At 41.7% G+C, this 10,997-nt stretch carries 11 protein-coding genes and 1 pseudogene; 5 read left to right on the top strand and 7 right to left on the bottom strand.

Features of this window, described 5'->3' with window-relative positions:
- From CWC03_RS12070 to CWC03_RS12055, 4 genes are all read right to left on the bottom strand, one after another.
- A partial coding sequence (locus CWC03_RS12070) for a biotin/lipoyl-containing protein (protein ID WP_283234893.1) occupies positions 1–335 on the bottom strand: 335 nt, incomplete at its 3' end.
- An 11-nt stretch (positions 336–346) separates the two neighbouring features.
- Positions 347–3,013 carry a pyruvate dehydrogenase (acetyl-transferring), homodimeric type gene (gene aceE / locus CWC03_RS12065; protein WP_138582132.1) on the bottom strand — a complete coding sequence of 889 codons (2,667 nt, stop codon included), beginning with the start codon at positions 3,011–3,013 and terminating at the stop codon, positions 347–349.
- Between the two features lie 70 nt (positions 3,014–3,083).
- Positions 3,084–3,833, bottom strand: coding sequence for a pyruvate dehydrogenase complex transcriptional repressor PdhR (gene pdhR, locus CWC03_RS12060; protein ID WP_125250480.1), 750 nt, complete (start codon positions 3,831–3,833; stop codon positions 3,084–3,086).
- Between the two features lie 573 nt (positions 3,834–4,406).
- A complete protein-coding gene (locus CWC03_RS12055; RefSeq protein ID WP_138582131.1) occupies positions 4,407–5,159 on the bottom strand; it encodes a substrate-binding periplasmic protein in 753 nt (250 codons plus the stop codon).
- 229 nt (positions 5,160–5,388) lie between these two features.
- On the opposite strand from CWC03_RS12055, the gene CWC03_RS12050 reads away from it, so the two are divergent.
- From CWC03_RS12050 to CWC03_RS12045, 3 genes are all read left to right on the top strand, one after another.
- Entirely contained in the window at positions 5,389–6,186 is a 798-nt protein-coding gene (locus tag CWC03_RS12050) for a DUF1570 domain-containing protein (RefSeq protein WP_249314021.1), read from the top strand.
- Between the two features lie 24 nt (positions 6,187–6,210).
- Complete coding sequence (locus CWC03_RS23800; protein WP_249314020.1) at positions 6,211–6,507, top strand: hypothetical protein; 297 nt, start codon at positions 6,211–6,213, stop codon at positions 6,505–6,507.
- Positions 6,508–6,783: 276 nt separating this feature from the next.
- Positions 6,784–7,332: an RNA 2'-phosphotransferase gene (locus CWC03_RS12045; RefSeq protein ID WP_138582130.1), complete on the top strand. Its 549-nt coding sequence runs from the start codon at positions 6,784–6,786 to the stop codon at positions 7,330–7,332.
- Here CWC03_RS12045 and CWC03_RS12040 read toward each other — a convergent pair.
- The gene (locus CWC03_RS12040) at positions 7,329–8,165 is read right to left on the bottom strand and encodes a formylglycine-generating enzyme family protein (protein ID WP_138582129.1); all 837 of its coding nucleotides are present in this window, start codon (positions 8,163–8,165) and stop codon (positions 7,329–7,331) included. The genes CWC03_RS12045 and CWC03_RS12040 overlap by 4 nt on opposite strands.
- Positions 8,166–8,661: 496 nt before the next feature.
- Here CWC03_RS12040 and CWC03_RS12035 point away from each other — a divergent pair, with 496 nt between their 5' ends.
- Positions 8,662–9,171, top strand: coding sequence for a hypothetical protein (locus CWC03_RS12035; protein WP_130164739.1), 510 nt, complete (start codon positions 8,662–8,664; stop codon positions 9,169–9,171).
- Positions 9,172–9,317: 146 nt separating this feature from the next.
- Positions 9,318–9,971 (top strand): GIY-YIG nuclease family protein, encoded by a 654-nt coding sequence (locus CWC03_RS12025; RefSeq protein ID WP_138582128.1) that lies wholly within the window; start codon positions 9,318–9,320, stop codon positions 9,969–9,971.
- Positions 9,972–10,195: 224 nt separating this feature from the next.
- Here the strand turns inward: CWC03_RS12025 and CWC03_RS23795 are convergent.
- Together CWC03_RS23795 and CWC03_RS12010 are read right to left on the bottom strand one after the other, a co-directional pair.
- Positions 10,196–10,390: pseudogene (locus CWC03_RS23795) on the bottom strand (transposase); the annotation flags it as partial.
- A gap of 316 nt (positions 10,391–10,706) precedes the next feature.
- Positions 10,707–10,997 (bottom strand): SMI1/KNR4 family protein (locus CWC03_RS12010; protein ID WP_171040243.1); only part of this gene is annotated, 291 nt, incomplete at its 5' end.

The raw sequence follows: 10,997 nt of genomic DNA, 5'->3' as shown, positions 1-10,997 counted from the left end.
CCACCAATATCTGGTACATGAACTTCTTTCACTTCTGTTTGACCTGAAGTGCTGGCTTCTGGCTTGGCTTCTTCCGCTGGCTGTTCTGCAGCTGTTTCTTCACCTGCTGCTTCAAAAACCATAATCAAAGAACCAGTCGAGACTTTATCGCCTTCGGCTATTTTGATTTCTTTCACCGTACCTGCCACAGAGGCAGGTACTTCCATTGATGCTTTGTCGCCTTCAACCGTGATAAGCGATTGCTCTTCTGCAACCGTGTCACCTACGCTTACTAGGATCTCGGTTACTTCAACCTCATCGGCACCAATATCTGGAACATGAATTTCGATTGCCATTACTCGTCCTCTTATGCGTAAAGTGGGTTAGTTTTGGTGGTGTCGATATCAAATTTCTTGATAGCGTCAGTCACAGCTGATTTTTCAATCTTGCCTTGCTTAACTAGCTCACCAAGTGCAGCAACTACTACGTAACCTGCGTTCACTTCAAAGTGACGACGTAGGTTTTCACGGCTGTCTGAACGACCGTAGCCGTCTGTGCCAAGTACTTTGTAAGATGCGCTCGGCATAAATGCACGTACTTGATCAGCATAGTTTTTCATGTAATCGGTAGCTGCAATTGCTGGCGCATCACCAAGCATACTCGTGATATAAGGTACTTTTTGCTCTGCTTCTGGATTTAGCATGTTAAAGCGCTCAGCATCTTGACCGTCACGAGCAAGCTCGTTGAATGACGTTACAGAGAATACATCAGAACCGATACCGTAGTCGTCGCTTAGAATTTGCGCCGCTTTACGTACTTCGTTCAAGATAGTACCAGAGCCCATTAACTGAACCTGTGCTTTGTCGCCAGTGTAGCTTTCAAGCTTGTAAATACCCTTACGAATACCTTCTTCAGCGCCTTCTGGCATTGCAGGTTGATGGTAGTTTTCGTTCATGAGCGTTAGGTAGTAGAACACGTTCTCTTGCTCTGGACCGTACATACGACGGATACCATCTTGCAAAATAACCGCTACTTCAAATGCAAACGTTGGGTCGTAAGAAATACAGTTAGGCACCGTACCTGCTTGAATGTGCGAGTGACCGTCTTCGTGCTGTAGACCTTCACCATTTAGCGTTGTACGACCAGCGGTTGCACCAAGTAGGAAGCCGCGCGCTTGTTGATCGCCCGCCATCCACGCCATATCACCTACACGTTGGAAACCAAACATTGAGTAGTAGATATAGAACGGGATCATTGGCAAATCGTTGGTGCTGTATGAGGTTGCCGCAGCCACCCATGAAGACATTGCACCTAGCTCATTGATACCTTCTTGTAGTACCTGACCAGAGGTTGCTTCTTTGTAGTAAGAAACAATATCGCGGTCTTCAGGCTTGTAGTTTTGGCCATGTGGGTTATAAATACCGATTTGACGGAATAAACCTTCCATACCAAAAGTACGTGCTTCGTCAGCAATAATAGGTACGATATTTTTACCGATGCTCTTATCTTTTAGTAAGATGTTTAATGCACGAACATATGCCATCGTTGTAGAAATATCACGCTTTTGCTCTTCTAGAAGCGGTTTGAATGCATCTAACTCTGGTAGCGTTAACGTTTCTGTGAAATTAGGCAAACGCTTAGGCGTGTAACCATGAAGGGCGTTACGGCGAGCATGTAAATACTCGTGCTCTTTTGAGCCCTCTTCTAGCGTTAAGTATGGTAGGTCTTGTAATTGCTCGTCAGACACTAAGTCATCTAGACCTAGACGTGAACGTAGATGCGCTACGTGCGTCATGTCCATTTTCTTAACTTGGTGAGCAATGTTCTTACCTTCAGCCGCAGCACCCATGCCGTAACCTTTTACCGTTTTAGCTAAGATAACTGTTGGACGACCTTTGGTGTCTTGCGCCGCTTTAAACGCCGCGAATAGTTTAGACGGCTCGTGACCACCGCGCTTCAACGCAAAGATTTCTTCGTCAGTCATATCAGCAACCAATGCTGCAGTTTCTGGGTAACGACCAAAGAAGTGCTCACGTACGAACGCACCATCTTTTGATTTGTAGGTTTGGTAATCGCCATCAACTGTTTCGTTCATCAGTTGTAGTAATTTACCTGTGGTGTCTTTAGCCAGTAGTTTGTCCCAACCAGAACCCCAAACCACTTTGATCACGTTCCAACCTGCACCTTTAAATAGGCCTTCTAGTTCTTGGATGATCTTACCGTTACCCATTACTGGGCCGTCAAGACGCTGTAGGTTACAGTTGATTAGATAGCATAGATTGTCTAGCTTTTCACGGGCAGCGAATGAAATTGCACCACGTGATTCTGGCTCGTCCATTTCACCATCACCAAGGAAGGCATAAACGCGTTGCTCAGAGGTGTCTTTTAGTCCACGGCCATCTAGGTATTTAAGGAAGCGCGCTTGATAGATAGACGCGATTGGACCTAGACCCATAGAAACCGTTGGGAACTGCCAGAATTCAGGCATTAATTTAGGGTGTGGGTATGAAGAAATACCGTTACCGTCTACTTCCTGACGGAAGTTGTCTAGCTGTTCAGCGCTTAGGCGGCCTTCGACAAACGCACGAGCATAAATACCCGGAGAAATGTGGCCTTGGTAATACACTAAGTCACCACCGTCCTTCTCGTTTGGTGCACGGAAGAAGTGGTTGAAACACATTTCATAGAATGCAGCTGACGACTGGTAAGAGGCCATATGCCCGCCCAGCTCAAGATCTTTCTTCGAAGCACGAAGTACGATCATGATCGCATTCCAACGGATGATAGAGCGAATACGACGCTCAAGGTTCACATCCCCTGGATACGCAGGTTCTTGATCTGCTGGGATAGTGTTGACATAGTTAGTCGTAGTGCCTGTTGGCATATCTACGCCATCAAGACGCGCTTGCTCTAATACTTGCTCTAACAAGAACTGAGCGCGCTCTACGCCTTCTTCTTTTACGACCGACTCAAGCGCCTGTAACCATTCTTGGGTTTCTAGCGCGTCTACGTCAATTTTATTGACTTCAGACATATGGAGTGTTCCTTATGTTTAAAATACGAATTTATTCTATTTGTGCCAATTCTTACTGAATCAAGCCCGATTACTGCTGTTTTGTTCTACGCAGTGAGCGCTCTATTCGCGAACGCTCTTTACCGGCTTCTAATAACGCTTCTTCGATAAAGGCTAAGTGGGCGTTACTAGCAAGTCTTGCTTGTTCAGGATTACCATTGATCACCGCATCTAATAACAACTTTCTGTGCTCACCGAGCTGCTCACTCACGTCTGATTTTTGCACCAAGACGGTTAAGTTTTGCAACACGTTTTGCTCAAGCAGTGACTGCATCCCTTTTACAAGATGAAGCAGGACGACGTTGTGCGACGCTTCCGCAACGGCAAAGTGAAAAGCATTAATTGCTCTTGCCTTTTGCATCAGGTCATCACCTATCTGTGCAATATTGTCAAAGCTTTGTTGTACCTTTGCAAAGTCATTCTCTGTGCCCCTGAGCGCCGCATAGTAGGCAGCAATGCCCTCTAGTGCATGACGAAACTCAAGTAAATCGAACTGAGATTCAGGGTGTTTACTGATCAAGTCGAATAATGGATCAGTTAGCCCCTCTTCGAGCTGATTCTTAACATACGTACCACCACCTTGACGACGGGTTACAAGCCCCTTTGCTTCCAATTTCTGGATAGCCTCACGTAGTGATGGACGCGACACTTCAAATTGCTTAGCTAGCTCACGCTCAGGCGGCAACTTTTCACCCGGTAATAACGAGCCCTCGAGGATCATATTCTCAAGCTGTTCTAGTATTACGTCCGATAGTTTTGCTGCTTTAATCTTTAAAGACATTGAAATAACGCCAATTTTTTATGATGTGACCTAGCCAGACTGCTGACTTATTTTAATCAATTTGGTAAGAATTAACTTCATAGGTAAATTGGTCATACCAAATTTGCACAATACGTTATCAAAATCCATGACAACTGTCAAAATTCAGCCCAACTCAATAAATAGCTGAGTGTAAAAACAACAGTTGAAGTGCATAAACTTTAACCAAGAATTAGCAAAATTTAAAAGACGATTTAAATGGTCAGACCAGATAAATATATACCATTTAACGTAAAATCAAGCTGCCGGAAGGCGGTTTGGATAAGGCAAGTCTTAATCTAAAGCAGCCAATGACGATTCAAGATAGTCTTTACGATTGTTGGCTGCAAAGCATGCTCTAAAATCCCACTGAATACACTATTAGGCTTTATGTGTAATAACATTCTTTATGCTTTATATACCGTCAAAATAGCCAACAGGCTATGAAAAACATTAAAAACATTAAAAACATTAAAAACAAATTTAGATTCTCACTTATGAATGATTTCGCAACGGATCAGGACATTATTTGGTTTTAGCAAAGCCAAAAAGCAATCAATCGGTAAACACACGAGAGCAGCGAGCACGATACTGAGCAACATAGTCTTCATCCGCCCATAGTTTTTTTAGCCCTTCGTTATACAACTCGACATATTCTCTATGATGCTTATTGATAAGCAAATAGCCTTTTTGGATAAAAGCAGGGATCGCTTGCGCCACTAATAACTCCGCTTCCTCTGCTGGCAGTTCCTGCTGATAAGACTTCGCCGACTTTTCGTCCATAATCATAATATCCGCACGGTTTCGTAGGATCAGTGCCACATTTTTACTGGTATACGTGGCATATGAAGTTTTGATTTCAAGCGTCTCTATCGCCTCTAACAGAGAAGGCGGATAAGTTAACCCTTGATTGAGCAACAGTCTAAATGGCTTAAGATCTGCGTAACTCGTATAGGTAAACGCTAAATCTCGATGGTGATAAAAGCGTGCCGTTTCTTCAGTAAGTGGGTGTTGAGTGTAAATATAGTCTTTGCTCCTTTGCTCACTGTAATACCAATAAGCACTACCAATGTAAGCCGCCTTCATTCCCTCTTGATAGGCGCGTTCCCAAGGCATAAATAAAAATCGGACTTTGATATCAGAGAGCGCAAAGGTATCTCGGATCACAGCAGCCACACAGCCTTGATCTTGTTTCGCTTGATCTAAATACGGCGGCCATTGCCCCGTCGTAATATTCACCTGAGTATCAAGCGCGCTCGCACTCCCGCCCACACAACACAGTAAAATCAACGGCCAAACTACTTTCATCTGTATGCTCTGTTATTTTTTCAAAAAGTATAGGCAACGAATCAGATTATGGGTACATTGTTGTAGAAAAAAGAATGGCAAATAATGCAAACGATAGGCTATGACACACTAAAGTAGATATTATTTAATGCCATGGGAGTAAGCCGATAATCAAATTACCCATTGCCAAGTTTACCGATAATCGAGTATAACCAAAGTCTCTGGACAGGTATTACACAAGGATATCACTTTGGTTTGGCGGGTCTTTGTCCTACTACTTATCATCACGCTGATATTGTTTGCGCTTTATTTTATCTACCCAAGTGCAGCAGCAAACTCGATGAGGTCTATCAAACCTTTATTGACTGAATTCGGCATACAGCTAGACACCCATACCGAAAAACGTTTAAGTCAGCCAGACACCACTCCTCACCTAACGGTTGCACCACCAAAAGTAACAAGACAGCAGCTACCTGAAATACCAGAAAAAACCTTTTATAACCTAAACGGGCACAGTGATATTGTTAATATGTTCAGCGGTATCTCGACACCTACCTGCGGGGCACTAAAACGCGAAGTATTTTCCTTGCAAACGCAATTCAACAACATGGAAAATTTTAAACTCAATCTAACGGGTGAACCCGTGAGCCCTTATGTTGAGTATCAGGCGCAGCAAGCCCTCAACATGGTGTATATGATGTTTAAGCACTTTTTTAACCAGTTAGCACACAAAAAAGCCTTATCTCCCATCCAGTTGAACATGCATATTGCCGCCAATGATGCTGACTACAATGAGCTAATCCTCTCTCGCGATGCAGAGCCAGCCGGTACTTTAGGCATGTACTTCTTGTTTCAAAACCAAGGCTTTATCAATGGCAGTCGCACTGAGGAAGAAACGCTAAGAACGCTCATTCATGAGTCCGTGCATGCCCTAGCTTTTTACTATTTCGGCGTAACCCCTCGCTGGGTAACAGAAGGCTTAGCCGAGTATTTTGAGCACCTAAGAATTACCGATACGGGTAAATTTTCGATTTACCTCTCTGACTAAGATTGGTTGACGGAAGAAGGGGTTTTGAAATCGCACTTTGCCAAGCTTGATATTAACACCCTATTCAATAGCGAAAATCAGTGGCAAACCATGCAAAGTACCACCTTATATGCCAATAGTTACCTGTTTACGGGATTTATGGTCGAGCACAACAGCAACGCCTTTTTCGAGTATTTACGACAAGAAAGCAGCAACCCGTGCAATATTGTACCTGCACAAAACATCGAGCAACTCTTTCGTAATTTTAATGAAAATGTCGAATCACAATTTGAGGGATGGCGTAACACACCTCGCCAAATTCAACACGGCGCATGGCAATAACCCCGCGAGTGAGTGCAGGTTATATAAAACCCCGACTAGACCCCCTATCACAATATATCTCAAAACACATTTATGCGTATCGAGTTCATTTTTTGCAAAAATGCGCTCGCTAAATACAAATGCGAATTGAAAAAATCGATCACATAAACTTATGTATTCAACTCCAGCCAAAACTCTAGAAACATAGAGACCACTGGGGTAAAGTTAATGTTTATAACATAATACTGAAGTCAAACACTATTGAGCTGAACCTGCAACGGCTAAAAGAGTACCTTAATGACACCTGATCAGCTAAATAAAGTAAGTAAATTTTTAAGTTTGGTACTTCGTCACAAGCCCGATGCCATTGGATTGGAATTAGATCAATATGGCTGGGCTAACATTAATGAGTTAATAAGTAAGGCGTATACCTCAAATGGTTTAAGTAATTTATCATTTGATCTAATCCAACAAGTTGTAGAAACTAACGACAAAAAACGATTCATAATTTCTGACGATAATTTACGCATACGAGCAAATCAAGGTCACTCTGTTGATGTTGATTTGCAGCTAAGGCAGATGGAACCTCCTGAATTTTTGTACCACGGCTCAGCTACACGTTTTTTGGATAACATATTGGCTCAGGGCTTGATCCCCCAAGAACGCCTGTATGTTCACCTTTCGTCGAATATTGATACCGCAAAAGCAGCAGGACAACGATACGGAAAACCTATAATTCTCAAAATAAAAGCCCGAGCTATGTATGAATCAGGTTTTAAATTTTATCTCTCTGAAAATGAAGTTTGGTTGACTAAGCAAGTACCCGCGGAACTAATATGCATTTAAAGGTTAACCTTTTTAGCGCAATTAATAAGAGTTAAGCACTCACCAGAATCTCTTGGAAGATGCTCAATATTTGTCAACCCGACTTGGTCTACGATAGCGGTGATAATACCAATATTATCTCCTCTAAACCATTCAGCTACTTGACCTTGGTTCAAAGAATTTTTATCACTGAAGCCGAAGACTAACCTTTCTGATTCATCTCCACCAAACGAATTATCCCAGTAATAAATACCAGTATTAAAAATTTCAGGGCTACTTTGATAATTCCAAGATTGTAGCAGCGCCTCAATCCGAATGTTTGAAGCAAGCCATTTACCATGCCATTTAGCATAGGCTTTTGCCTCTTCACTATAGATATCCGTTGCATAATCAGACTTATCTATACCAAAAGGGCGAGATGTAAGTATATCATCAACTTGTAAAAACGAGTCATCTCTAACTGTATACTTTACTAAACGCTGGAACACATGGTATTGCCAGTAGAATACTGGGTGTATTGACAGCCAACCTATAACACCTTTTCCAAAACCTAACGGGTTAGTAGTTTTGACCATAAAGACTAACTCATAAGGATCAAACCATAACTCTCCTGCTTCTGCACTACTAGGTGGTATCTCGCTTACATAGCAAACCCCTCCTCCAAGCAGATCTACTTCAATAGAAATATTTGTTCCTGCTTCGAAGTAGGCTTTAAGTGCCTTTTGGTGATGAACCATTCCGTATGCATTAAGTGCGTCACATAATTCCCTTTTCATTTTTAGGCCGTTTGATTCTAAATATGAGCAATAGGTATCACATAATTTAATTAGGTGCTCTGCTTTACTACTTACCATTATAGACGTTTATCCTTTTTAATTGATTGATATATTTTGCCCATTCATTCTCATTTTTAAATGTGAAAACTGGTGGTGACGAGCTCCCGGTAATTGGAAAGTATCCAATTTTTTGCTGTTGTTGTATGTTGTAGTGGTCAACTAATTCCAGACAGTGAATTAAGTATTTCTTCTGCTACTGCTGGAGCTTGCATATCATTATGGCTATGTGGCCTTGAGCGAACAAAAGACGGTCGTCAATGTTACCTTCATCCTACAAAGTGGCCGTTCAGTCAACTCGTTTCTGCCCCAAAATGCGTTAACGTAAATGGTCTAAGGGTGGCTTTGAGCGAAGAACGGACATTAGTAGCGAGCAAAGTTATGCAACTTTGACACAAAGTGCCGGATTTTGTCCTATAACATTATTACTCGCCGTTTTGGTGCGTTATAAACTACCAAAGTGGGACAGAATAAGCAGTTAAGCGTCAATGTGGCAATTTTTAAACTAGGAGTATTTATGGATTTCGATGCACTGGCATATCCAGAAGTGGTTTTCATTGAAGGGCAAGAATATAAAGCTCAACGTAATATGTCTAAAGGGCAGGTTTTGGTACCTTATACTGAGACTCCTGATGTAGGGATAGGCGATGTAATTACGCAAAAGTCCGGTAAACGTGAAATCCATTTGAAAGTCCTAGACGTTCAATTTTTAGAGGGTGGCACATTAAATATCGGTACTAATCATCCTCATATGTTGACCTTACATGTGGAAAACTCGACTTCTCAACCACACAAAACAAGCTCCTCTAGCAATACAACTTTTAATATTGGTAGTATCTCAGGCGAGCAGCTTCAAGTTGGTAACAATAACACTCAATCAGTTACTATCAATGTCCAAAAGTTGGTCGAAGAAGTTGCAAGAAGTAATGATCCTGAAGCAAAAAGCTTACTTAAACAATTGTTAGAAAACAGTACTGTTGGAAGCGTTATTGGAGCAGGAGCTTCGGCATTGATAAGCATGCTTTGAGTTGACGCTTAACAATCTGTTTAAGAGTGATTTGTAATGCTTGGCATTTTGCAATGCGTTGCGTTTAGTGTTTAAGGTGGCATGCGGAGGCATCGGTATTGCGTTGCTCACACCTTAACAGGGCGTTAGCACTATTAGGAGTAACGTTGAACGTTCAGAATATCAAAAAGAATCAGAATGGTAAGTTTGTCGCTGATGTTCACTATAACAGTGGAGAGTACTATTTCACAACTCAAGAATTTGAGACTTATGAACTTGCTGAAAACTGGATTTCAACTTGGTCAGATTGGGCTAATCATGTGTGCCTTGGCACGATTGATAGTATTTACTACATAATTCAAGTCCCTGATACATGGGCTGGACCACATGAAAATACCCATCCATTTCAAGGACTGTTCGTCAAAATCGGGCGCTCAAAAAATGTATTGACGCGATTAAGAAACTTACAAACCGGTACTTTTGGTCAGTTGGTAATTGGTGCGCTTGAGCCTGGTGGCTCCAAGCGAGAAACGGAATTACATAAAAAGTTTGCAAGGATACGACGCCAAGGTGAATGGTTTTCTTGTAACCAAGAGCTATGTGATCATATTTTTAATACTTGGTATCGAAACAAAATGTTGCCACCTGAGCATCAGCACGAAATGCTTAGGTTGGCGGAGCGTATTAACGCATATAAGCAAGTTAAGAAGTTACTCGGCAAAACTCCTGACACGATTAATCCATCACTTGATGAGGATTGGCATGGGGTAACGTTTGTAGATTTGGTGTATAGCTCATTAGCAAAACCAAGCAAGAAATAGTGCTAACAACAGAATCAATGACACCCACCACTATTTTCACTTATGCAGGGAAAATAAATTTTAAAAAAGGGTTGAAACACATCATTCTCAGAGGCCAAAAGTGCTAACAAATGGAAGGGCTTTTAGCGTTCAAGCGTATCCCATCATTAAAACTGCTTTATCGCCCACGACAACGCACTTTAAATACAGCAGTTCAAAATTTAGAGTTGAGATTGTTCGGTTTACTAAGCCAACAAGCGCTCGCAGTTTGCTAGGTTTGTTCGTCGTCGTTTTTGAAGCGTTTGGCAGTAAGCGGTTATTTCTCGCTCTCGGCCAACAGCACCGTGAAATACCCGGGAAAATTGCGTGGTGAGTTTTATCCAATTCTTAGGTTCTATATTTAGCCGAGTGAGAATGGGTTGCGCTTCGTTGATATAACCGTGAATCAATGGGGTCACAATTGTTGATTTTAATAATACTATTTAACGGCTGCTTCTGGCACGAAGCCGTCCTTTGGCTCTAACTCACTTCTGTCCAAATACGAGTTTGTCCGGTCGTCCGCTATTCGCTCTTGTAGGCCATTAATCAGTTGCGAACTGTCAGATTTGATTAAGCCTTAACAATCAAACCTGTGTTCAATTTAAAAGACTTAAAAAGGTGCTATTGGTTATGGGGTAATTGGTTAAATAGCGTAACGATATCAACCATAACACGCTTCTCTCTAAAGTCTGTTAAGAAAGCCGTATCCCGTGGCTTTTACTTTGCTAGGTCAAAGTTCGTCTTCATTTTTTCTAGGATAGCTAAGAACTCATGGAAATTTGAGCTAATATGCCTTATTGCTTTATCTCCATCTTCAAGTTGCGAAGAGATAATAAATATAACTTCAGGCTCAGTTATTTTATGACGAAAGTCAAAAGCGATTAGGTTTGAATCAAAAGTTATAGCAAAAGGTACTATTTTATCCGATAGAAACTCATCTATTTCTTCTCTTTGATCTGAAATACTATAAATTTCGAAATCATCATTTACTAAATTTTGGCAGTGAAG

This window comes from Pseudoalteromonas sp. S2755, from assembly GCF_005886535.1.
Taxonomy (GTDB): domain Bacteria; phylum Pseudomonadota; class Gammaproteobacteria; order Enterobacterales; family Alteromonadaceae; genus Pseudoalteromonas.
The sequence above is the reverse complement of the archived record's forward strand: the minus strand, read 5'-3'. Positions and strand labels throughout refer to the sequence as shown.

What these genes read in the sequence shown, in the direction of transcription:
- aceE (WP_138582132.1), bottom strand. Translation starts at nt 3,013, where the DNA reads ATGTCTGAAGTCAATAAAATTGACGTAGACGCGCTAGAAACCCAAGAA.
- pdhR (WP_125250480.1), bottom strand. Translation starts at nt 3,833, where the DNA reads ATGTCTTTAAAGATTAAAGCAGCAAAACTATCGGACGTAATACTAGAA.
- CWC03_RS12055 (WP_138582131.1), bottom strand. Translation starts at nt 5,159, where the DNA reads ATGAAAGTAGTTTGGCCGTTGATTTTACTGTGTTGTGTGGGCGGGAGT.
- CWC03_RS12045 (WP_138582130.1), top strand. Translation starts at nt 6,784, where the DNA reads ATGACACCTGATCAGCTAAATAAAGTAAGTAAATTTTTAAGTTTGGTA.
- CWC03_RS12040 (WP_138582129.1), bottom strand. Translation starts at nt 8,165, where the DNA reads ATGGTAAGTAGTAAAGCAGAGCACCTAATTAAATTATGTGATACCTAT.
- CWC03_RS12035 (WP_130164739.1), top strand. Translation starts at nt 8,662, where the DNA reads ATGGATTTCGATGCACTGGCATATCCAGAAGTGGTTTTCATTGAAGGG.